Source organism: Flavobacterium sp. LC2016-12 (genome assembly GCF_015351595.1).
Lineage (GTDB): Bacteria > Bacteroidota > Bacteroidia > Flavobacteriales > Flavobacteriaceae > Flavobacterium.
Map to the genome: position 1 here is coordinate 330957 of NZ_JADKPT010000004.1, position 25396 is coordinate 356352.

Sequence of the window (25396 nt, forward strand, 5' to 3'; positions counted from 1 at the left end):
GAATTCACGAATTTTTATTACAAATAATTCGTGAATTCGTGGCTAACTTTTTCTTAGCATCTTAGAACCTTACTTTATTTTAATTTGAATTCATAGACATTTCCCCCTACCTTATTTGTTTTTTCGTCAGCGATAAGTAAGGTATTATTGTCTTTAAAAACTATGGCTTCTTTTTGAGAAAAGTGATTTAGCTTTATTTCTGTTTGAGTTCCTTTGTGGAATAAATCTCCTTTAAAACCTTTAAACAAAACAATTTTATCATGACTCAATAAAACTACTTTTTTACCGTCAGGACTAATGGTTGCACTTGTCAACACACAATGATTGTAATTATTACAAGTTTTAAACTCACCAATTTTAGTTGCTTTTTGAGTTCCGGGCTTATTTGCTATTTTATAAATAAAAGCAGTTCCTTCAAATCCTTTACTTCTGTTTTTTGTAAATAAATAAAAGTTGTTTTGATATTCAAAGAAACCTTCAACATCGTAAAACATTTCTTTTTTCTTTGGAGGAAATTCTGTTTGTTCCGGATATGAAAATGAAACTTTATATTCGGCGGAAGCCTGATCTTTATTAAGCTGATTTTTATTTACTTTATAAATGCAAAGATCTTTTCGTTCATTGTCGTTATTTCCAAAATCGCCAATATAAATATTCCCACTTTTATCTTTGGTAATATCTTCCCAATCTACATTTTTTGCATTTGAAATCGTGATCGTTTTATCTAATTTACCGTCAGAATTTATAGCATAAATCGCATTTTTATTTCCACTGTCTTCTAAAGTATAAATTAGTTTCTTTTCAGGAAAATAAGTAATTCCGGAAACTTCTTTTAATTTTTTTGGAAGCGAATAAAGCGTTTTCAAATTATTATCTGATTGTTGTTGACAAGCTAATAAAAAAATAGACGCTACCAATAAAAGAGACTTTTTCATAAGATTATTTTATTTGTTCTTGTCATCCTGACGGAGGAAGGATCACACAAGTAGCTCGACAAAGAGTGGAGAATTACTGTACTGAGCATCTTGTGTGATCCTTCGTTGCTCAGGAGGACAATATTATGTACTATATTAAATTCGTGTTTTTAAAGTTACGTGTAATAAATTCAAATGCCGCGAACATAATATGTCCCATTGATTTGGCATTTTTAAATTTCATATCATTGGTATAACGGTACAATTCCATTTTTAGTTGATTAAGATGTTCCTCTGTCGAAATGGTATCGTGACACATTATATTCAATAGCTTTTTAATTCGGTTTTCGGCAGAATGAATACGTTTCGCTAAAATTGCTCTTTCTTCATCTTTATACTGAATAATCGAACGTTCTTCTAATTTCTCTTTAATTAGTTTTATCATCGGATAGTTTTCCTTGAAAAACTGTGGGCGATAGACTTTAAAATTCCCCTCGTAACATTGCTGATCAAAATCAATAGGACGTATTTTATAAACTACCTGATCAAAATCATGAATTGGGACAATTACATAGTTATACGCTCGCATATCGCCTAAAAGTCGAATCATGCAACGCTCGTTGAACTTCACAAACTCTTTTGCAATTTGAGACTTCTCAGTTTCAGTACAGCTATCCAATAAAGTATCCATGAAAACGTCACCCGGAATTCCGATGATGTGCTCTTCGATTAAAGTATCTTTAAAAACTAAAAAGTTGATTTTGTCAGGCGAAAGAATATCCTCTAATTCTAAACCATAAATTCTTGAGGCATCTGCTTTCTTGATATAAAAATGAACGTAATTATCATTCAGAATATTTCGGACCTTAATTCGGAAAGGTTTTGAGTTTCCGAAAGTACAATAATCAATTGCATCAATATTTAGAAACTGAATAATCTCACTGTTTCCATCAGAATGCAAAAGCGAATAGATTTTTTTCAGATTTAAGTCAATTTCATTTCTTTCGAATTCACTATAATAAACACGAATCCACAAAGTATCGGTTTCATTTTTATCATAGACATTTATAGAACCGGCAAATCGCAACAAATCGTCATAGAACACAGATACTTTCGAGATCCGTTCGTAACGTTCTAAATAACTTAAAAGAGAAGGTCTTAAAGGATAAGACGGTTTTTTCAAAACCATTAAAGGTTCACTCATTTTTTAAATATCTTTAGCACAAATTTACATCAATCGCATGATATAAATAAATTTAGCGTAACAATATACAAGTTGGATCGTCATACTAAAAACTAAAACCGAAATAAATTTGGAAACCATTCTTACCATTGAAAATCTTAGTAAAAGATACGGGCGTATTCAAGCCTTAAAAAATGTATCTTTTGAAATACAGAAAGGCCGTGTCTACGGCATTTTGGGCCCTAACGGAAGCGGGAAATCGACTACTTTAGGAATTGTTCTTAGTGTTGTAAACAGAAGTTCAGGCGATTACCGTTGGTTCAACGGACAAATGCAAACACACGAAGCTTTGAAAAAAGTGGGAGCTATTATTGAGAGACCTAACTTTTACCCGTACATGACAGCCGAAGAAAACCTGAAACTGGTTTGTAAAATAAAAAGCATCAATTATACTAAAATCAATGAAAAGCTTGATTTGGTTGGGCTATCCGAAAGAAAAGACAGCAAATTCAGTACTTTTTCATTAGGGATGAAACAGCGTTTAGCCATTGCTTCGGCATTATTGAACGATCCTGAAATTTTGATTTTAGATGAGCCAACAAATGGTTTAGATCCGCAGGGAATTCATCAGATTCGTGATATTATAAAAAAAATAGCTTCACAAGGAACTACTATTTTACTGGCTTCCCATTTATTGGATGAAGTAGAAAAAGTATGTTCTCATGTCATTGTATTAAGAAAAGGCGAAATTTTATATTCCGGTTCAGTTGACGAAATGTCGGCTAATGAAGGTTTCTTTGAAGTTCAGGCCGATGACAATTTACTTTTGAAAACAACTTTACAAGAACATCCTGCTATCGACAGAATTACCGAAGAAGATGGAAGAGTTTTGGTGTACTTAAAATCAGAATTATCAGCTTCAGAATTAAATCAATTTTTGTTTTCTAAAAATATTGCTTTGAGTCATTTAGTAAAACGCAAAAACAGTTTAGAAGCACAATTTTTAGAATTAACAAAAAACGCCACTATCCAAAAAAACTAAACCATGAACAGACTTATCTCTATAGAACTTCAAAAAATCTGGAAAAACAAAGCCAGCCGTGTTCTTACCTTAACTTATTTTATTTTACTTTCTTTCATTGCTTTAATCGCATCTATAAAATTTGACATTGGAGTTATAAAATTTCATCTAGCCGAAATGGGAATATTCAACTTCCCTTTTATTTGGCATTTTAATACCTATATCGCCGCTTGGCTGAAATTTTTCTTAGCAATTGTAATTGTTTCCATGATGGCAAATGAATATAGTTATGGTACCTTAAAACAAAACTTAATTGACGGATTAAGTAAAAAAGAATTCATCTTATCCAAATTCTTAACCGTTGTTGTTTTCGCTTTGTTTTCAACCATTTTTATTTTCGTTATGAGCTTAATTCTTGGATTAAGTTTCTCATCTTATACCGAATTCGGAATTGTTTTTAGTGATTTAGATTACCTTCTGGCTTTTTTTGTAAAACTTACCGGTTTCTTTTCTTTCTGTTTATTTCTGGGAATTTTAGTTAAACGTTCTGCTTTTGCCTTAGGTTTTTTATTGGTTTGGAGTATTTTTGAGGCCATAGCAAAAGGAGTTTTAGTCTTCAAAATCTTTCCCGAAAGCACTATAGGATATACTATAATGAAGTTTTTTCCATTAGAAGCAATGTCCAATTTAATTGTCGAACCTTTTACAAGATTATCTGTAATTAGAAACATTGGAACTCAAATGGGAGTTGACAATATCAAAGATTATGATGTACATTTTTCTTCCATTATAATTGTCGCAGTCTGGACATTTTTATTTGTTTACTTCTCTTACAAATTATTAAAAAATCGAGATTTATAGTATATTTGTTATACTATGAATAAGGCAAAAAGTTTTTTAATCGTTTTATTTTTATGCTGTCTGTCTGCAAAGATAAATGCACAGGTCATAACTATTGATGATCAAAGATCACCGCAACAACTTATTGAAAACACTTTAGTCAATAGCTCTTGTGCCTCCGCTTCAAATTTTTCTGGTAGCGGAGACACTTTTACCCAAGGAAAACAAAGTTTTGCTTATTTTAATAGCAACGGAAGCAATTTTCCTTTTAATGAAGGTATTGTTTTAGTAACATCAACAGCTCAAAGTGCAGTTGGGCCATTTACTAGTGATGCAAATGAAGGTGCTAGTGATAGTCCTCAGTGGGGTAACGACAGCGATCTTGATGCGATACTCAGCATTAATTCTTTAAATACGACAGTTTTAGAGTTTGATTTTATCGCTTATACAAGTTTATTAAGTTTTAATTATGTTTTTGCTTCAAATGAATATCAATATAATTATCCTTGCCAATACTCTGACGGATTTGCCTTTTTAATAAAAGAAGCAGGAACTACTGATCCGTATAAAAATTTAGCTGTAATACCCAATACCAGTATACCCGTTTCTTCTATAAACATTCATCCAAAAATTGAACCTGGAACAAGACCCGGTGGTATTTCTTACACAGGCTGTGAAGCTTCAAATGAAAGCTATTTTAATGGATTAAATACCAATACCAGCCCAATAAATTATGCGGGACAAACAGTTGTTATGACTGCTCAAAGCACTGTAGTTACTGGAAAAAAATACCATGTAAAATTGGTAATCGGCGATGCTGATTTTAGATATCAAAATTCAGCAATTTTCCTCGAAGCAGGTAGTTTTGCTTCAAAAATTGTTCTTGGAGAAGATCGTACAATGGCAGCCAACAATCCCGCTTGTTTTCAAGAAAAAATCCTTTTAGACAGCAAACTTTCTCCTGCAGACTATACGTTTAAATGGTATAAAAAAGACAATCCTGCTACCATCCTAGGTACAAGTTCAACTTTTGAAGTTACAGAAACCGGAACCTACAAGGTTGAAGCAACTGTTATAAGTACAACATGTATACTATCGGGTGAAATAAAGATTGATTATGCTCCGGAAATTCCTTCAACAAATACTTCTCTGGTACAATGTGATGATAATACAGATGGGATATCTATTTTCAATTTAACCAAAGCCGATAATATTGTAAAAAATAATGATTCCGAAATTTTAAATAGCGGTTATTATGAATCAGCGGCCAATGCTGAAGCAAAAACAAATCCTATTTCAACTCCTGATAAATATCAAAATAAATCGCTCAATCAAGTTGTTTATGCAAGGTTAGAAAATAAATACGGCTGCTATAAAATTGCAGAAGTTACATTACAAATTTCCAACAATACTATAGCAAATCAAAACCCAATAGAAACCTGTGATGCAGATGGAATTCAGGATGGTTTTTATCAATTTGATTTGAACGAAGCAACTTCGCAAATCCTATTCGGGCTACCAAACGGACTAACTGTACAATATTACCTAGCTCCCTATGATGCTGTAACAGAAACCAATGAAGTTCCAACTATCTTTAAAAATACCACTGCTTTTTCCCAGACCATTTATGCGAGAGTTGTAAATGGGCCAGAATGTTATGATATTACACCTATAACACTTGTTGTAAATACTTTTGATCCGCCTAATTTTGATGACGATTCAGTAATTTTATGTAAAAATGGCAATATAACACTAACTGTCGATCCGGGTTTTAATAGCTATTCATGGAACACTGACCCCACAAATACAACTAATTCATTAGTTATTTATAATGCTGGCGATTATTCGGTTACCGTTAAAGATTCTAATGGTTGTGAAAAGACTAAAACTTTCAAAGTTATTTTATCAGAACCTGCAATAATAACAGGAGCGGTAGTTAAGGATTTTTCAGCTAATGACAATTCGGTTATACTTGAGTATACCGGAGCTAGAAATTATGAATTCTCAATAGATGGCCTGGACTTTCAGGAAGGCCCAATGTTCAACAATGTAAAACCAGGTATCTACAATGCAATTGCAAGAGATAAAAATGGTTGCGGACCATCTAATACTTTTCAGGTAATTGTTTTAGACTATCCAAGATACTTTACACCAAACGGAGATACTTATCATGATTTATGGGCAATTGAAAATTCTAATCTGCTTCCTGATTATAAAATTTTTATTTTTGATCGTTACGGTAAATTATTGAAACAAATGAACAAAAGCAGCACTGGTTGGAACGGACAATTTAATGGTCAGGAACTACCTTCAGATGATTATTGGTTTACTTTAACTTTTGATAACGGCAAAAATGTCAAAGGTCATTTTAGTTTAAAAAGGTAAAACCAAAAAGTTATTAATACCAAGATTTTAATAACAAAATCAATAAATAACCTTTTTTTTAACACAATAATTACAAAAATTCAACATAAAGCTCAAAACACTCAACAAACAGCAGTGCTAAAAAATAAGATAACATCCACATTATCTTATTTTTGCATCTTATTTTTATAAGATGAATCTACTTAAAATTTCTTTGCTTTTATTTTTCTTTTCAAACCTGTTTTATGCGCAAAATGATTGTCACGACATGATAACGGTTTGCGGGAATAGCAATTTATCTGATCTGACAGCTGAAGGAACTGGCTTAATTGAGGATTTCAGTAATATTAGTCGTTGTAAAATTGGAGAATATAATAGTCTTTGGTTAAAAATCGATGTAAAAAAGGGTGGAACATTAGGATTTATATTAACTCCTGAAAACAAAGATCTCGATGTTGATTTTGATTTTTTTGTATTTGGTCCTAATGTATCATGCGATAATTTAAAGACTCCAATACGATACTCTTATACAAGTCCAGTGGCTGCAAATCTTCCTGATAATACTACAGGAATGAATGGTTCAGCAATTGAAAGTTTTGACGGAATTGGTACAAGAGATGATTGTAAAGATTTAGGATATAGCGGAAATGGTTTTGTCAGATGGTTATATACAAACGATAACGAAAGCTATTTTATTGTCATTTCTCGATTTTCAGGTACCGCAAAATTCTCAATGAAATGGATTGGAACAGCACTATTATTTGAACCACCAGCTTTTAAAACTCCGGAGCCTGGCACCACGTTCGATCTCGAAAAATGCGATACTGATACTGTCGATGATGACTCCACTGTATTTGATTTAACTCCAAACATTAAAGCTGCTGTTGATAACCTGCAAGATATAGAGGTTACATTTCACACAACTGCCAATGATGTAATAACAGGCGAGAATGCCATTCAAAATCCCGGCGCATTTGCAAACACATCAATTAGTCAGCAAATTTACATGAGACTAAAAAATACATTAACAAAGTGTTTTTCAACAACAGAATTCACAATAAAGGTCACTAAAAACAAACTTCAGTTTCCTATTACTTCAGTTAATAACTGTGATGACTCGAGCGATGGAAGCAGTACAAATGGAAAAGCTGTCTTCTATTTCAAAAATATTACAGAAACACTTTTCCCAAATGCAGAGAAAGATGGTTTAGTTATTAAATATTACGCAGCTCTAAACGATGCCAATACAAATTCAAATGAGCTCGTAAACTCCTTTTACAATACAACTCCAAATCAGCAATATATTTACGCTAAAGCTTATACCCATAAATACTGTACAACGATACAAAAAATATCATTAATAGTACATATGCTCCCCCCTATAACACATGCTACATTAATTCAATGTGATTCAAGCAAAAATCAAACGGGACTAGTGTTATATAATTTAGATCAGGCCAATGCTGAATTGACTAATAATGATTCAAGATTATCAACACAGTTTTTTCTTAGTAATTTTGATGCTAAAAATAACCAAAATCCTCTTGAAGTAGCTTTTCATAATACTATAAATCCACAAACCCTTTTTGTCAAAATAACCAATTTAGAAACTAAATGCTGGAGTATTGGTACTGTAACATTAAAAACAAATCCAATTACGCTGCCAGAATATTTTATTGATCCAGTCTGTGATGATGACGGCCTCGAAGATGGAATTCATGTATTTGATTTAACCAAGGCGAATATTCCGTATAACACAACACAAAATATAAAATATTATTCTAATGAAAACAATGCTTTATTAGAACAAAATAAGATTACAGATCCTGCTTCCTACCAAAATGAAACACCCTACAATCAATTTGTTTTTGCACGGGTTGAAGAACAAAATAGCTGTTTTGGAATTAGTAAAATAAAATTAGAGGTTAATCAATTACCAAACATACAAACGCATACAAGTACTAATGTATGCGAAAACAACACTTTGTATCAAGTGCATTTAGATGCTGGATTAATCAATAATTCAATAACCAATTTTTTCTATAAATGGACAAAAGACGGAACAACAATCCCGAATGAAATAACTTCTGTTTTAAATGTCAACAAAACGGGAATCTATACCGTCATAGTAACTAATAAAACAAATTGTTCCAAAACGAGAATTATAGAGGTTTTTGAATCGAACACAGCAACTATTGAAGACATAGAAATTCTCGATTTATCAGACGAAAATAAAATCACAGTAAATGTATCTGGAAAAGGTGATTATGAATTTAGTTTGAATTTACCCGATGGTCCTTTTCAAGAATCTAACATTTTCAATAATGTGGAGCCTGGAATATATGAAGTGTACGTAAACGACAGGAAAAACTGCGGTACTGTACATAAAACTACTGCAGTAATTGGAGCTCCAAAATATTTCACCCCAAATGATGATGGTTATCACGACTACTGGAATATCGAAGGACTAAATGACAACAGTAAAAATGCCATTATATTAATTTATGATCGATATGGGAAATTATTAAAACAAATCCAACCTTCAAGTTTAGGATGGGACGGAACATTTACTGGCAACCCTCTTCCTGCCGATGATTACTGGTACACTTTAAAACTAGAAGATAATCGAGAAGCAAAAGGCCATTTTAGTTTAAAAAGGTAAAGCCAAAAATTTATCAAGAACAATATTTTAAGAATAAAATTAAAAGATAATATTCTTTTTAACACAATAATCAAAAAAAAATTCAACATAAAGCTCAAAACTCTCAACAAACAACAGAGCCAAGGAATAAGATAACAGCTGTATTATCTTATTTTTACATCATATTTTTATAAGATGAATCTAGTTAAAATTTATTTGTTTTTATTTCTCTTTTCAAATGTCATCTATGCACAAAATGATTGCAGTGATGCAATTGTCGTTTGTGGAAATTCAGGATTTCAAGGCTTAAAAGCACTAGGCCAGGGAAAAATAATTGAATATTCTAGTTTAAATAGCTGCGTTCTAGTCGAATCTAATAGTATATGGCTCAGGCTCTCGATTAAAACTGCGGGAACATTAGGTTTTATTTTAAAGCCTGAAAGTCCCGATTTAAATGAAGATTTTGACTTTATCATCTTTGGTCCAAATGCAACATGTAATTCGCTTGGTCAAGCATTAAGATGTTCATCTACAAATCCGAAAGAGGCAAATCTCAACCACAACTACACAGGAATGACCAATGCAGAAAGTGATACTACTGAAGGTCCAGGCAGCGATGGAAATAGCTATGTAAAATGGATAAATGTTACTCCTGGAGAATCTTATTTTTTAGTTGTCGACAGGCCAATTGGAAGCAGTAATTTTTCTTTACAATGGTTAGGAAGTGCTACCTTCAATAGTCCCCCTACTTTGAATATTCCAAATATTACAGCTTTAAATATGGAAAAAGCAGATAAAATTGGAACAGCAAATCAATCACTACCATTTGATTTAACGAAAAACAACCAAACAATAATTGACGGACAAACTGATGTCGCAGTAACTTATCACACTTCATCAACTGATGCAATAATAAATTCAAATCCGATTACTGATCCTTCACAATATAAAAATATTGAAAATCCGCAAACAATTTACGCACGAATTACAAATACACTTACCCAGTGTTATAACTGGAGCTCCTTTACAATTAAAGTCAGTGATAAAATTATTTTTACAGAAACACAATATGAAACTTGTGATGATAATGATACAAATACTACCGACGGAAAAACAAAAATTAATTTAAGCGATATTACTGCGAGCATTTTAGCCAATCAAGACACATCTAACTTAACAATCAATTATTATTTAAGTGAAAATGATGCGAAAACAAATAGTAATCCAATTTTAAATTCTTTCACCAATAGTATTTCTTTTAAACAATCCATTTTTGCAAAAGCTTCCACCGAGAAATCAAGTACAACTATACAAGAAATTAAAATAATCGTTAATAGTCTCCCGAAATCACTAAACAGTACATTAGTTCAATGTGAAATCGGAATAAACCCTGATGGCTTATGTGACTTCAATTTAAACGAAGCAACTCCGATATTTAATAATAACAACTCAGATATCACAACAACCTATCATATTACCAAAGAAGATGCCCTAGAAAACATAAACCCTGTCAACACAACATATACTAACACTAGCAATCCTCAAACACTATTTGTTCGAAATTCAAACAATAAGACCAGATGTTCAACGATTAATTCTCTTACTCTAAAAGTAAATGCTATTTCTGAAACATTATATGCTTTAGATCCTGTTTGCGATGACGATGGTGACGAAGATGGATTTTATGTCTTTGATTTGAATAATGCGAGTATTCCTTTTTCCAACACACAAAACATAAAATACTATGCAAATGAAAATCATGCTTTATTAGAACAAAATCCTATTCAAAATTTTACTTCCTATAAAAATGAAACTCCTTACAATCAATTTGTCTACGCTAGAATTGAAGAAGGAAATGATTGTTACGGTATCAGCAAAATCAAACTCGAAGTAAATAAACTTCCACATCTTAAAACAAATACAATTTCTAATGTTTGCGAAAATAATAAGGCATATTTCACAACTTTAGACGCAGGAATACTTGACTATGCAGCAATAGACAATTTTACATTTACCTGGACTAAAGATAATTTTGAAATCCCCAATGAAAAGTCTTCAAAATTAAATATAAATGAAACTGGAATATATAAAGTATCTGTAAAAAATAATTCTAATTGCATAAAAACACGAACAATAGAAGTTACCGCTTCGGATATAGCAACAATTACCAGTATTGATATTATTGATTTATTAGTAGACAATTCGAATAAAATCACAGTAAATGTAACAGGAAAAGGAGATTATGAATTTAGTCTAAATATGCCCAACGGGCCATTTCAGAAATCTAATGTATTTGAAAACGTCATTTCTGGCATTCATGAAATCTACATTAATGACAAGAAAAATTGTGGTTTAATAAACAAAACCGTTGCTGTAATTGGAGCACCAAATTACTTTACACCAAATAACGATGGTTATCATGATTATTGGAATATAACTGGACTGAATACAAGTGCTAACAAAAAATCTCTTATATATATCTATGATAGGTACGGGAAATTACTAAAACAAATTTACCCCTCAGATTTAGGTTGGGACGGCACCTTTACTGGAAACCCAATGCCTGCAGATGATTATTGGTATAGTTTAAAACTTGAAGATGGACGAGAAACAAAAGGGCATTTTAGTTTAAAAAGATAAAACTGAAATAAACACCAAATTTAAAAATCTAATATTCTCAAAGAAAAAAAAATCCCAAACTCCATAAGGAATTTGGGATTTTATATTGAAATTTAAAAATATTAGATTTTAAATCTTTTTCTATCAGTTTCAGTCAAATAAATTTTTCTTAAACGGATAGATTTAGGAGTAACCTCTACATATTCATCTTTTTGAATGTACTCTAAAGCTTCTTCAAGAGAGAAAATAATTGGAGGAATAATTCTAGCTTTTTCATCGTTTCCAGAAGAACGTACGTTTGATTGTTTTTTCTCTTTAGTTACGTTCACACACATATCATCACCACGAGAGTTTTCTCCAATTACCTGACCTTCGTAGATTTCAGCATTTGGTTCAACAAAAAACTTACCACGATCTTGTAATTTATCGATAGAATAAGGAATAGCTTTTCCTTTTTCCATAGAAATCAATGAACCTTTGTTACGTCCGGCAATTTCTCCTTTGTAAGGCTCATATCCTATAAAACGGTGCGCCATAATAGCCTCACCAGCTGTTGCAGTAAGTAATTGATTACGCAATCCAATAATTCCACGTGATGGAATATTAAATTTCACAATCATACGATCACCTTTAGTTTCCATAGAAAGCATTTCTCCTTTACGAATTGTAACGAATTCAACTGCTCTTCCTGAAAGTGATTCTGGTAAATCAATTGTTAACTCTTCAATTGGCTCACATTTTTTACCATCAATTTCTTTGATAATAACTTGTGGCTGACCAATTTGCAACTCATACCCTTCTCTTCTCATTGTTTCAATAAGAACAGATAAGTGAAGTACACCACGACCAAAAACCATAAATTTATCAGCAGAATCAGTTTCACCTAACTTCATAGCTAAGTTTTTCTCTAATTCTTTTGTCAAACGCTCTCTAATATGACGAGAAGTTACAAATTTACCCTCTTTACCAAAGAAAGGAGAGTCATTAATTGTAAACAACATACTCATAGTAGGCTCGTCGATATCAATCGTTTTTAGACCTTCTGGATTTTCAAAATCAGCGATAGTATCACCAATTTCAAAACCTTCAACTCCAATGATTGCACAAATATCTCCAGCAATAACCTGTTGTACTTTTTTACGACCAAGTCCTTCAAAAGTATGAAGTTCTTTGATACGAGATTTAGATATAGTACCATCTCTTTTAACTAATGAGATTGGCATACCTTCGTTAAGAATTCCTCTTTCTAAACGACCAATAGCAATACGCCCTGTAAAAGCTGAGAAATCTAAAGAAGTAATTAACATTTGTGGTGTTCCTTCAGAAACTTTAGGAGCAGGTACATTTTCAACAACCATATCCAATAATGCTTCAACATTATCAGTTACGTTTTCCCAATGATCAGACATCCAGTTGTTTTTAGCAGAACCATAAACTGTTGGAAAATCCAACTGCCATTCTTCAGCACCTAATTCAAACATTAAGTCAAAAACTTTTTCGTGAACTTCTTCAGGAGTACAGTTTTCTTTATCTACTTTATTGATAACTACACATGGCTTAAGACCTAAGTCAATAGCTTTTTGTAATACGAAACGAGTTTGTGGCATTGGACCTTCAAAAGCATCCACTAGCAAACATACACCATCGGCCATGTTCAATACACGTTCTACTTCACCTCCAAAATCCGCGTGGCCTGGAGTGTCAATAATATTGATTTTTGTTCCTTTATATTGAACTGATACGTTTTTAGAAGTAATAGTAATACCTCTCTCACGCTCTAAATCGTTATTATCAAGAATTAAATCACCTGTGTTTTCGTTGTCACGAAATAATTGACAGTGATACATAATTTTATCAACCAAAGTGGTTTTACCGTGATCGACGTGGGCAATAATTGCAATGTTTCTAATAGATTCCATCTGAGATTTTTAATGGGTGCAAAGGTACACTTTATTTTGATATAAAAAACGTTTCTTTGATAGTTTGCGTATATCCAAGTAATTAGTTCAATAATCAATTTGAATTTAACTGTCAAATTGACATTCAATAATTGCTGAATTATCGTTAATTTAACTATATTTGAGTAATGAAAAGTAAAACTCTCCAAATTACTCTAATTTATATTATCATTTCGTTATTTATGGCTATAGTTTGTCATAAATTACTCACTATTTACTTTTCACCAATAGAAAACTATAATTTATTCCTCGTCAAAGACATTTTTTTTATTTTAGCCACAGGACTGGTATTCAAATATATACTCTCAAAAAATGAAGTCAAGAATAAATCTGTTTTTGAAAAACTAAAACAGACCAACGAAGAAATCAAAGAATCTAATGAAAAATATGATATTGTAGCAAAAGCAACAAGCGACACCATTTGGGATTGGAAAATCCAGGAAGACAGCATCAGCTGGAACAGAGGTATCGAAGGTATATTTGGCTATAACCCGGAAGATGTCGGCAAAACTTCAAAATGGTGGTTTGACAAAATTCATCCCGAAGACAGCATTAGGATGTCGATTAAGTTATATTCGTTTATTGAGCAAAAAACCGAAAAATGGCAAGATCAATACCGTTTTAGATGTGCAGACGGAACTTATAAATATGTATTAGACAGAGGCTTTTTGCTAAAAGACGAAAAAGGAAGAGCCATCAGGATGATTGGAGCTATTCAGGACATCACGAAACAAAAAGAAGAAGAACAACGATTAAAACTTTTAGAAACTGTAATTACACAATCTAAAGACTCCATTTTAATCACAGAAGCAAATTCTGTTGCCCGCAGGATCCCAAAGATTGTTTATGTAAACCCGGCATTTTCTCAAATGTCAGGATACCAGTCTAATGAAATAATAGGAAAATCTCCAAATATTTTCAAAGGACCAAAATCAGATTCAGATGAGCTAAAAAAACTTTTAAGAGCCATTAAAAATGAAGAAGAATGCTTAATAGAAACAATTAGCTACACAAAACAAAAAGAAGAATATTGGGTACGATTTTCAATGATTCCAATTTTCAATAATGAAGGCGTTATTTCACACTGGATCTCCATACAAAGAGATATTACCGATGAGAAAAAATTAGAAACAGAAAAAGAACATCTTATTCGCGAATTAACACAAAATAACAAGGATTTAAAACAATTCTCATACATTACATCACACAATCTTAGAGCCCCACTATCTAATTTAATCGGTCTTTTAAATCTTATTGAAGACATACCTGTCGAAAACACTGAACTCGAAGAAATCATTGCAGGATTCACAAAATCGACACACCTGCTAAACGAAACAATCAATGACCTGGTAAAAGTCATCATTATCAAAGACAACCCTTCAATGCAAAAAGAAGAAGTCTCTTTACAAGAAGTATTCGAAAACGTATTTAGTCAATTATCATTTCAAATAGAATTACACAAACCAATCATCAAACTCAAGTTCGACAGAGTTCCTCTATTAAACACAAACAAAGCTTACATAGAAAGTATTTTACTTAATTTGCTAACGAATTCCATAAAATACAAATCAGAAAATCGAAAATTAAAAATATCAATAATGGCCGAACAAATTGATCATAAAGCCATATTAACTTTTAAAGACAACGGAATTGGTATCGATTTAGAAAGAAACCGGGACAAAGTTTTCGGACTATATCAAAGATTCCACAATTATCCTGACAGCAAAGGGCTAGGATTATATCTGGTAAAATCGCAGGTTGAAACCATGGGTGGCACCATAAGCATCGAAAGCGAGGTCAACAAAGGAACCACATTTACAATAACATTTAAAAATTAACCTATTATGCTTGAGCAAATCTTATGCATTGATGACGATCCAATCACATTAATGCTATGCAAAAAAGTAATTTCAAAATCCGAGTTTTCGAATGAAATTATTACGGCTCAAAATGGCGAAGAAGCACTACTCCACTTCAATACCCTAAAATATACAAACAACAAAAACAAAGTAAGCAAAAAACCCGAATTAATTTTCTTAGACCTAAACATGCCGGTCATGGGTGGCTGGGAATTCCTGGATCATTTTACATCCGGAGACTATACCGAGTTCAGCAACGCAGCAAGCGTTATTGTTTTATCCTCTACAATTGACCCTGAAGATTTAGCCAAAGCAAAAAAATACCCCATAATTATCGATTTCCTTTCCAAACCAATTACCCTGCCAATGCTGGAATATCTTAAAAAGAAGATAGATCTGTAAAAAAAATTCCAAATAAGAAATTCCAATGCTAAACTTCATTTAAAAGCAATATTGGAATGTGGAATTTCTTATTTGGAATTTAAAATTTACGCTATTTATCCAAACAAAAAAGCCCTCTAAAGAGGGCTTTTCGTATATTTAGGAAATTGTAGTTAATTACAATTTAGCAACATGCTTAGTTAATTTAGACTTCAAGTTAGAAGCTTTATTATCATGAATGATGTTCTTTTTAGCTAACTTATCAATCATAGAGATTACAGTTGATAATTTAGAAGCTGCATCAGATTTTTCAGTAGCTAATCTTAATGCTTTAATTGCATTACGAGTAGTTTTATGTTGGTATCTGTTAAGAACTCTTCTTTTTTCGTTACTTCTGATTCTTTTTAATGCTGACTTATGATTTGCCATTTTTTCTTAATTTTAGATGTAATAATTATTATAAATACTAGTTAAAAAAGAAAAACCTCCCACAATTGCAAAACAATCACTTTGGTTTTAACTAATAAAACAAAAATCGAGACACCAACTTTTATTTTACAAAACTTATTTACAACTAATTCAGTAGTCTGTAAGGGAATCGAACCCCTGTTACCAGGACGAAAGCCTGGAGTCCTAACCCCTAGACGAACAGACCATATCCTTCTAAGTTTTTCTATAATTAAATAGAGGTATTATTGTAGCCCGTAGCGGAATCGAACCGCTCTTACATGGATGAAAACCATGCGTCCTAACCGATAGACGAACGGGCCATTTTATTCTCAGTATTTTAAGAACAATTTCGCATAAAAAGTAGTAGCCCGTAGCGGAATCGAACCGCTCTTACATGGATGAAAACCATGCGTCCTAACCGATAGACGAACGGGCCTGCTTCTCTAATGCGGATGCAAAAATACAACTATTTTTAAGATGTACAATACCTGATGCAAAAAAAATCAAAAAAAATTAATATGCCTTCGCAAACAACACTCTTTTTGTTGACGGGTTACCAGTAAACACACAGGTTCCTGCTTCTTCAACACTATCCAAAGGAATACAACGAATCGTTGCCTTTGTCAAGTCTTTTATTTTCTCTTCAGTAGCAGCCGTACCATCCCAATGAGCGGATACAAAACCTGCTTTACCTTCTAAAACTTCTTTAAATTCCTCAAAACTATTTACTTCTGTAATATGTGTATTACGATAGTCCAGTGCTTTATTAAATAAGTCTGCCTGAATCTGCTCTAAAAGATCATTCACATAAGCAACAATTCCTTCAGCAGAAACTACCTCTTTTGTTAATGTATCCCGTCTCGCAACCTCAAAAGTTCCATTTTCTAAATCTTTTGGCCCAACAGCAATTCGAACAGGAACACCTTTCAATTCCCATTCAGCAAATTTAAATCCTGGTTTTTGAGTTGTTCTGTCATCGTATTTAACTGAAATCTTTAATTTTTTCAACTTCGCAGTTAAATCATTAACAGCAGTTGTAATTTCAGCCAATTGTTCATCTGTCTTATATATAGGAACAATAACAACTTGAATAGGTGCCAAATTAGGAGGCAAAACCAATCCCTGATCATCAGAATGCGTCATAACCAAAGCTCCCATCAAACGAGTTGAAACTCCCCATGAAGTTCCCCAAACGTGTTCTTGTTTCCCTTCAGCATTCGCAAACTTTACATCAAAAGCTTTTGCAAAGTTTTGTCCTAAAAAGTGAGAAGTACCAGCTTGCAAAGCTTTTCCGTCCTGCATTAATGCTTCAATACAGTAAGTTTCATCTGCACCTGCAAAACGCTCTGTTTCTGTTTTTATACCTTTAACAACCGGAATTGCCATGAAGTTTTCTGCAAAATCTGCATAAACATTCATCATTTTCTCAGACTCTTCCAAAGCTTCCGCTTTTGTAGCATGCGCCGTGTGTCCTTCCTGCCATAAAAACTCTGCCGTTCTTAAAAACAAACGCGTACGCATTTCCCAACGAACCACATTTGCCCATTGATTAATCAATAAAGGTAAATCTCTATAAGATTGCACCCATCCTTTATAGGTAGACCAAATAATAGCTTCGCTGGTTGGACGAACAATAAGTTCTTCCTCCAATTTAGCATTTGGATCAACCATTAATTTTCCGGGTTTGTCCGGATCATTCTTTAATCTATAATGTGTTACAATTGCACACTCTTTTGCAAATCCTTCTGCATTTTTCTCTTCCGCTTCAAACATGCTTTTCGGCACGAACAAAGGAAAATATGCATTTTGATGTCCTGTCTCTTTAAACATTCGATCTAACTCCGCCTGCATTTTTTCCCAAATAGCATATCCGTACGGCTTAATAACCATACAGCCTCTAACTCCTGAATTCTCAGCTAAATCTGCTTTAACAACCAGTTCGTTATACCATTTCGAATAATCTTCTGATCTTGTAGTGAGGTTCTTACTCATATTGAATAGTTTGGCACAAATTTTGTTTTAATAATTTTAACTAAATAGTTTGACAAAACTAACTATTTTTGTAATGTGCAACAATAAAAAACACCACAGATATGAAAACTTCTACTACTCTCCGCCAAAACTCAAGTCATTTTTACTTAATTGGACTACTGAGTTTATTAGTTGCTTCGTGTGGTTCTTATCAAAATACATCCTATCAGGACAATGATGGCGTTTATGGTGGTTCGACAAGAACATACGCACAATCAACAAACACTTCTGCTAACAGCCAATATAAAGATTATTTCAAATCACTACAAGACACTGACGACCAGCCTACAGAAATCTTCACTGATGTAGACAACTATGGTAATTATGCAGAAAACGACAGTACACAAACTGCAGCAAAAGCTTATCCTGCTTGGGGAAGCGCTAATACAGATGTATCTGTAACCGTTTACTCTGACCCAATGTGGTCATGGGGAATTGGATTTGGATGGGGATACCCATATTACGGATATGGCTATGGCTACGGATGGGGTTATCCTTATTACGGATGGGGCTACCCAGGATATTACCCAGGTTGGGGCTATCCAGGTTATTACCCTGGTTATGGTTACGGATACAACAACTACTCTTACAACTATGGAAGAAGAGGATCTGCTGCCTACTACGGATCAAGAGGATATTCTACAAGAAGCTCCTACAATACTGGCAGAAATTATGCCGGAAGAGGAAACTATACCACAAACAGAAACGGGTACACAACCAACAGACGTACAGACTACTCTGACTTCAGAAGAAGCTCTAATGCAAACGGCAGAAGCTACTCAACAAGCCCGACTTTCACAAACAGAAGAGGGACAGCACAAGGTCAAAGCAACAGTTATGACTACAGAAGATCTGGCACAACTACAAACAGAAGTTACAACAATACCAACAGTAACTCAACAAGATCATACTCTCCTAGCCCATCTCGTTCGATGAATAGCAGCGGCGGAAGCATGAGATCGTCTGGTGGAGGATCATACGGCGGTGGCGGTGGTGGAAGATCTGGCGGTGGTGGTGGAAGAAGATAATTCCCCCCCTCTCACTAATCGGATAACTCACATTTAAAACTTAACCACATGAAAAAAATACTTTTCCTTTTTATTACAGGACTAACTTTTAGCGTCTCACATTCTCAGGAAGTATCAGATGCTGTGCGTTATGCACAAGATAATATAACCGGAACTGCAAGATTCAGAGCTATGGGTGGTGCCTTTGGTGCTGTTGGAGGAGATTTATCATCTCTAACTGTAAACCCTGCCGGTTCTGCAATATTCAATAACAATCAGTTTGGAACAACTTTTAGCAATCAAAGCATTAAAAATAATTCCAATTATTTTGGAACCCAAACCAGTGATAAAGAAAATTCTTTTATTCTAAATCAGGCTGGCGGTGTTTTTGTTTTCAATGACCGAAATCCAAATAGTAATTGGAAAAAAATTGCCATTGGAGGAACTTATGAAAATACAAACAACTTTAATAATGAAGTTTTTTCAGCAGGAACTAACCCAAAAAATTCTATCGATCAATATTTTTTGACTTTTGCTAATGGAATTCCTTTACATATCATTGACGGATTAGAATACAGAGACCTCTTATATAATGAACAACAAGCACACTTAGGTTACTGGGGACATGTTATAGACCCAGTTAATGAGAATGATCCAGACAACACGCAATACACCACAAATATTCCTGCTGGCGGAAATTATTATCAGGAAAATTCAGTATACACCAGTGGATACAATAGTAAAGTTAGCTTCAATATCGCAACTTCATACAAAGACAAAATCTATTTTGGAGCAAATCTAAATGCGCATATTACAGACTACAGAAGGTCAAGCAGTTTTTATGAAGACAATAACAAGCCATTAGAACAAACAGAAACTATATCTAACTTACGTTTTAATAATGATCTTTATACTTACGGAAATGGCTTCTCTTTTCAATTAGGAACCATTGCTAAAGTTACTGAGGCTTTCAGACTTGGTTTAGCATATGAATCAAACACGTGGTATGAACTTTATGATGAAACCGCTCAAAGCCTACAAACAACAAGACAAGCCAATGGAGCGCAACCAATAAATGAAAATATCAATCCAAATGTTGTAAACGTTTACGAACGTTACACTTTACAAACTCCAGCAAAATGGACATTCAGCGGCGCTTATGTATTTGGAAAATCAGGCTTAATTAGTGTTGATTATGCGATTAAAGATTATTCAAATACTAAATACAAACCAACGAGCGATCCGGGATTTAGCGGATTAAATGGAGACATCAGCAATCAATTAACTACTAATGGCGAATTAAGAATTGGTGCCGAATACAAAATAAACCGATTAAGCTTAAGAGGTGGTTACCGATTTGAAGGAAGTCCTTATAAAAATGGATCAACTATTGGAGATTTAAACAGCTACTCAGGAGGTTTAGGCTATAGCTTTGGAGCGACTAAATTAGATTTGGCTTATTCTTATTTAGAACGAAAATCAAATCAGGGATTTTTTGCCACCGGATTTACGGATGGCGCCAACATTTCATCGAAACTTAATAATGTTTCTTTGACTTTATTATTTGAATTGTAATTAAATTAAAATAGATTAATTTGAAATTTCCGTTAGGCCACGCTTAACGGTTTTTTTTTGCCATAATGAAGCTGCATTGATTTTCCAATTTCATTTATCAGAAAAAAAAATAACAAATCCATAAAATTCGGGAGATGCCTTCATAAAAATCATCTAAAAGAAACCGAAACCAGTTGTGTTTGAATAAAAAAGTGTAATTTTGCACTCCAATTTATAAAAGTATGAGAACCAAGTCTTTAAAAAAGAACAAAATTAACGTAATCACTCTTGGGTGTTCGAAGAATGTATATGACAGTGAAGTATTAATGGGACAACTTCGTGCCAATGGTAAAGAGGTTCAACATGAAGCTCCTGCGGCAGAAGAAGGAAACATTATCGTAATCAACACTTGTGGTTTTATTGATAACGCTAAAGCCGAATCAGTAAACATGATTTTGGAATATGCTGATAAAAAAGACAAAGGTTTAGTTGACAAAGTTTTTGTAACCGGATGTTTATCGGAACGTTACAGACCAGATCTGGAAAAAGAAATTCCAAATGTCGATCAATATTTTGGTACAACTGAATTACCTCAACTATTAAAAGCTTTAGGAGCCGACTATAAACATGAATTATTAGGAGAACGCTTAACTACAACTCCTAAAAACTACGCCTATTTAAAAATTGCAGAAGGCTGCGACAGACCTTGTAGTTTTTGCGCAATTCCTTTAATGCGTGGTAAACACGTTTCTCAAACTATTGAAAAATTAGTTAAAGAAGCTGAAGGATTAGCTAAAAATGGCGTAAAGGAATTAATCTTAATCGCTCAGGACTTAACTTACTATGGTCTTGATATTTATAAAAAGAGAAATCTAGCTGAACTTTTAGAAGCATTGGTAAAAGTGGAAGGAATTGAATGGATTCGTTTGCATTACGCTTTCCCTACTGGTTTCCCAATGGATGTTTTGGAAGTTATGAAACGTGAACCTAAAATCTGTAATTATATCGACATTCCGTTGCAACATATTTCAGATTCAATCCTAAAATCGATGCGTCGCGGTACAACTCAGGCTAAAACGACTCAATTATTAAAAGATTTCCGTGCAGCTGTTCCAGGAATGGCTATCAGAACTACTTTGATCGTTGGTTATCCTGGAGAAACTCAGGAAGATTTTGAAATTCTGAAAGACTTTGTTCAGGAAATGAAATTTGACAGAATGGGATGTTTTGCCTACTCGCACGAAGAAAATACACACGCATATTTATTGGAAGATGATGTTCCGGATGATGTAAAACAAGCCAGAGCTAATGAGATCATGGAATTGCAATCTCAAATTTCATGGGATTTAAACCAGGAAAAAGTTGGACAAGTTTACAAATGTATTATTGACAGAAAAGAAGGCGCACACTTTGTAGGGAGAACAGAGTTTGATAGTCCGGATGTAGACAATGAAGTTTTGATCGATGCCTCTAAACATTATGTAAAAACAGGAGAATTTGTTAATATCCGCATAATTGAAGCAACAGAATTTGATTTATACGGAGAACCTGCTTAAATTTACGGTAAACTATTATCAATTTTAGATAAATCATTTTTATGAAACCTACACAAACACTTTTTATTTTAGTTTTCACTTTATTGTGTTTCAATTCTGTTTCGGCACAATATGGAAATGGATATAATAATGGCTACGGCGGTGGTGGCGGTTACGGCAGAGGCGGCGGAATGGGAATGGATAGAAGTATGATGTCGGGTCCACAAAGTTCTCCTAGCAAACCTAAAGAAATCCCTGCTGAAGAAACTGCCGCAAAAATTGTTGAACAAATGAAACCGGAGGTAAAACTTGATGACTTGCAAGCTATAGCAATTACGAATGTTATTGCTGACAGCATGAGAGAACAAGGAATTCTTTTGAAAAACGAAAATAGCAGCCAGGATCAAAAAATTGAGCAAATGACAGCTTTGAGAGAAAGTACAACCAAAAAAATCACTGCTTTTCTGAACCCTGATCAAATAGAAAAATATACCACTTTCATGGCAAATTTTAAAGAGATCAAGAAAACAAAAAACAAAAAGAAAAAAGATTCTGACACAAAAGAAGTAAAAGAAATAAAAGAGGAAACAGAAGCGACAAAAGTTCACGAATAATTGTTTCAACCTAATCCTAAAATGTAATTAACCATGGCGAAAAAGCATTTTTATTATTTGATTTTAGCAATTATAATAACTTCTTGCTCAACGAATCCTTATAAATCAACTGAAAAAGTCTACGATCAGCAGCTTAAAACCTTAGAAAACCAGATTACAAGCAAAGAAGTAAAAACAATTCCCGCTGTTAGTCCAGTCGTTATTGATACTTCATATGCTTCGCAATTAGGAATTGTAAAGGACACTTTATCAAAAACAGGTTCAACTGCCTTGTTAAACGGTATTAACACAGAATGGATTGGTACAGTTAATTTTAATTTAAGAAAGCCGAGTTTTATCATTCTTCACCATACTGCACAAGATTCAGTACAACAAACTATTAGCACATTTACCAAAACAAGAACACAAGTAAGTGCCCACTATATAATTTCTGAAAATGGAAAAGTGGTACAGATGTTAAACGACTATTTAAGAGCTTGGCACGCAGGTGCCTCTACCTGGGGTAAAAACACAGATTTAAACTCATCCTCAATTGGTATTGAAATTGATAATAATGGCTTTAAACCTTTTACCGAGGCACAAATTAGCAGTCTTGTAGCGCTTTTGACAAAATTGAAAAAAGATTATAATATTCCGACTCAAAATATATTAGGACATTCTGATATAGCACCAGGACGAAAACAAGATCCAAGCGCTTTATTTCCGTGGAAAACTTTAGCAGAGAAAGGTTTTGGCATATGGCCAGATGAAATTCTGGAAGAAGCCCCTTTTGACTTTAAAATAGAACCCGCTTTACGTATTATTGGTTACAATACTAAGAATCTTTCAGCTGCAATTCAAGCTTTTAAATTGCACTATATTCAAACAGATGCTACATCAGTTTTAGATAGAAAAACAATAGATACAATTTATTCGATTTACAAAAAGCAAATTCAATAAAAGAGTTTTACACCTATATACAAAAGCGCGTTTCTATACTTTAGAAACGCGCTTTTTTTATTTCTAGATACCTTATAAATCATGAAAGATGTAAGAGCACAGAACAAAGAATACAAATGAACTGAAGTTATATTTAAGCTTTCTTAAAATACTATTTATATCTGTATATACCACACCTAACTGATATTTCTTCTCTACTCTCTACTCTTTACTCTTTACTCTTTACTCTTTACTCTTTACTCTTTACTCTTTACTCTTTACTCTTAATACCCCATCTTGAACAAATAAAAAAGCTGCCAAAACATTTACATGTTTTGACAGCTCCAAAAAAAAAAAAAATATCAATCTTTATCTCTAGAAAGAGTATGTTGTAGCAATTAATCCGTAGAATGACCCTCCTGTTGGAGCAGCATCACTATCTAAAAAGATATCTTCTGATGCAGCATCATATCTAAACTCAGGAATTATAGTAAGTTTTCCAACTTTATAGTTCAATGAAATAGTATTTGCAAATACATTTGATCCTGTTAATGTCCCTAAACTTGCCGGAGCAGCATCTTTAGCATCAAAATATTCTATCCTGTAAGCCAATAGTAAAGACGGGCTAAAAGAATAATTAGCATATCCTACTAATGAAAACCATTCACCATCACCTAAGCTTGAAATATCATTTTTAGTTTTAGCATATGTTGCATTAAAACCAAGACCAAAACTATCGCTTATTGTTTTTGAAGCTACTAAATCAAATTGTGTTTTATTATCTTCAGAAGCCGGATTACTACTTCCTGATGTAAAGTTTAGATAAGCACTACCTGTTTCACCTATATACCCTAATTGACCTATATATGTTTTTTGAGAAGAACCTGCATCCATAGCCGATTTAAAATCAGTTGGATTAGTTATACCAAACATTGCAGTAAATTTCCCTGAAGTATATTGTGCTTTTACCCCAGTATTAAAAAATGGTCCGTAAGAAAAAGCGTATGACATACTGTAGTTTTTATTACCTACTGCATCAAGCACTTCATATCCAATATGAGTTCCAAAACTTCCCGCAACTAATTTAAATTTTTCTGTAAGTTGGTATGTAAAAAATAACTGTTTAATTAAAAATTTTGCATTTATGTCTTTATCTGTTGTTTCATTATATGAAAATTCTCCTGCTCTTTTTCCGAAACCTAAATCTACAAATACAGATGCTTTTCCGAAAGTATGACCTGCATTAATAGATGCCATTCCTAATTCAAATGAATCCTGAGAGTTGGTAAAGCTCGTTAATCCATTCATTTGTTTTGAAAAATCATATTTATAGTAAGCATCCGCTGATCCTCCCCAAGTTGTCGCAGGTGAAACTGGAGTTTCGGCATCTTCTTGAGCAAATGCAAAAGAACTCGTTAACATCGCGGCTAAAATGTGTAATACTTTTTTCATGTTTTAATTGGTTTTTAGTTATTAATTGATTCTGGTTAGTTAATCTTTTATATAT

Annotated in this window: 18 protein-coding genes and 3 tRNA genes; 12 read left to right on the forward strand and 9 right to left on the reverse strand. The window is 33.3% G+C overall.

The genetic code is table 11. The features are described from left to right. Positions 1-74: 74 nt before the first annotated feature. Positions 75-935 carry a hypothetical protein gene (locus tag IRZ99_RS09550; RefSeq protein ID WP_194657059.1) on the reverse strand — a complete coding sequence of 287 codons (861 nt, stop codon included), beginning with the start codon at positions 933-935 and terminating at the stop codon, positions 75-77. 130 nt (positions 936-1065) lie between these two features. Continuing rightward, complete coding sequence (locus IRZ99_RS09555; protein WP_194657060.1) at positions 1066-2118, reverse strand: hypothetical protein; 1053 nt, start codon at positions 2116-2118, stop codon at positions 1066-1068. 109 nt (positions 2119-2227) lie between these two features. Here IRZ99_RS09555 and IRZ99_RS09560 point away from each other — a divergent pair, with 109 nt between their 5' ends. The 5 genes from IRZ99_RS09560 to IRZ99_RS09580 all read left to right on the forward strand — a co-directional run bounded on the left by IRZ99_RS09560 (position 2228) and on the right by IRZ99_RS09580 (position 11603). Continuing rightward, complete coding sequence (locus IRZ99_RS09560) at positions 2228-3139, forward strand: ABC transporter ATP-binding protein (protein ID WP_194657061.1); 912 nt, start codon at positions 2228-2230, stop codon at positions 3137-3139. Positions 3140-3142: 3 nt separating this feature from the next. Beyond that, complete coding sequence (locus IRZ99_RS09565; protein WP_194657062.1) at positions 3143-3979, forward strand: ABC transporter permease; 837 nt, start codon at positions 3143-3145, stop codon at positions 3977-3979. A 15-nt stretch (positions 3980-3994) separates the two neighbouring features. Continuing rightward, complete coding sequence (locus IRZ99_RS09570; RefSeq protein WP_194657063.1) at positions 3995-6343, forward strand: T9SS type B sorting domain-containing protein; 2349 nt, start codon at positions 3995-3997, stop codon at positions 6341-6343. A 172-nt stretch (positions 6344-6515) separates the two neighbouring features. After that, positions 6516-8984 carry a T9SS type B sorting domain-containing protein gene (locus tag IRZ99_RS09575; protein WP_194657064.1) on the forward strand — a complete coding sequence of 823 codons (2469 nt, stop codon included), beginning with the start codon at positions 6516-6518 and terminating at the stop codon, positions 8982-8984. 174 nt (positions 8985-9158) lie between these two features. Next, on the forward strand, positions 9159-11603 hold the full coding sequence (locus tag IRZ99_RS09580) for a T9SS type B sorting domain-containing protein (RefSeq protein WP_194657065.1): 2445 nt from the start codon (positions 9159-9161) through the stop codon (positions 11601-11603). A 101-nt stretch (positions 11604-11704) separates the two neighbouring features. Here IRZ99_RS09580 and typA read toward each other — a convergent pair whose 3' ends face one another. After that, entirely contained in the window at positions 11705-13501 is a 1797-nt protein-coding gene (typA, locus tag IRZ99_RS09585; RefSeq protein WP_194657066.1) for a translational GTPase TypA, read from the reverse strand. 167 nt (positions 13502-13668) lie between these two features. On the opposite strand from typA, the gene IRZ99_RS09590 reads away from it, so the two are divergent. Continuing rightward, entirely contained in the window at positions 13669-15378 is a 1710-nt protein-coding gene (locus IRZ99_RS09590; protein WP_194657067.1) for a PAS domain-containing protein, read from the forward strand. Positions 15379-15384: 6 nt separating this feature from the next. After that, positions 15385-15801: a response regulator gene (locus tag IRZ99_RS09595; RefSeq protein WP_194657068.1), complete on the forward strand. Its 417-nt coding sequence runs from the start codon at positions 15385-15387 to the stop codon at positions 15799-15801. A gap of 156 nt (positions 15802-15957) precedes the next feature. Here IRZ99_RS09595 and rpsT read toward each other — a convergent pair whose 3' ends face one another. The 5 genes from rpsT to proS all read right to left on the reverse strand — a co-directional run bounded on the left by rpsT (position 15958) and on the right by proS (position 18222). Next, on the reverse strand, positions 15958-16209 hold the full coding sequence (gene rpsT / locus IRZ99_RS09600) for a 30S ribosomal protein S20 (protein WP_007803459.1): 252 nt from the start codon (positions 16207-16209) through the stop codon (positions 15958-15960). A 154-nt stretch (positions 16210-16363) separates the two neighbouring features. Continuing rightward, a tRNA-Glu gene (locus IRZ99_RS09605) sits at positions 16364-16435 on the reverse strand. A 43-nt stretch (positions 16436-16478) separates the two neighbouring features. Continuing rightward, positions 16479-16550, reverse strand: a tRNA-Glu gene (locus tag IRZ99_RS09610). A gap of 44 nt (positions 16551-16594) precedes the next feature. Then, a tRNA-Glu gene (locus IRZ99_RS09615) sits at positions 16595-16666 on the reverse strand. A 77-nt stretch (positions 16667-16743) separates the two neighbouring features. Next, positions 16744-18222: a proline--tRNA ligase gene (gene proS / locus IRZ99_RS09620; protein ID WP_194657069.1), complete on the reverse strand. Its 1479-nt coding sequence runs from the start codon at positions 18220-18222 to the stop codon at positions 16744-16746. 101 nt (positions 18223-18323) lie between these two features. Here proS and IRZ99_RS09625 point away from each other — a divergent pair, with 101 nt between their 5' ends. The 5 genes from IRZ99_RS09625 (at position 18324) to IRZ99_RS09645 (ending at position 23910) form a co-directional block, all read left to right on the forward strand. Continuing rightward, entirely contained in the window at positions 18324-19289 is a 966-nt protein-coding gene (locus tag IRZ99_RS09625) for a hypothetical protein (RefSeq protein WP_194657070.1), read from the forward strand. Between the two features lie 48 nt (positions 19290-19337). Then, positions 19338-20843, forward strand: coding sequence for an OmpP1/FadL family transporter (locus IRZ99_RS09630; RefSeq protein WP_194657071.1), 1506 nt, complete (start codon positions 19338-19340; stop codon positions 20841-20843). A 221-nt stretch (positions 20844-21064) separates the two neighbouring features. Then, positions 21065-22378, forward strand: coding sequence for a 30S ribosomal protein S12 methylthiotransferase RimO (gene rimO, locus IRZ99_RS09635; RefSeq protein ID WP_194657072.1), 1314 nt, complete (start codon positions 21065-21067; stop codon positions 22376-22378). A gap of 41 nt (positions 22379-22419) precedes the next feature. Next, entirely contained in the window at positions 22420-22971 is a 552-nt protein-coding gene (locus IRZ99_RS09640; protein ID WP_194657073.1) for a hypothetical protein, read from the forward strand. Positions 22972-23004: 33 nt separating this feature from the next. Beyond that, on the forward strand, positions 23005-23910 hold the full coding sequence (locus IRZ99_RS09645; protein WP_194657074.1) for an N-acetylmuramoyl-L-alanine amidase: 906 nt from the start codon (positions 23005-23007) through the stop codon (positions 23908-23910). Between the two features lie 354 nt (positions 23911-24264). Here IRZ99_RS09645 and IRZ99_RS09650 read toward each other — a convergent pair whose 3' ends face one another. Continuing rightward, the gene (locus IRZ99_RS09650; RefSeq protein ID WP_194657075.1) at positions 24265-25341 is read right to left on the reverse strand and encodes an outer membrane beta-barrel protein; all 1077 of its coding nucleotides are present in this window, start codon (positions 25339-25341) and stop codon (positions 24265-24267) included. Positions 25342-25396: the final 55 nt, after the last annotated feature.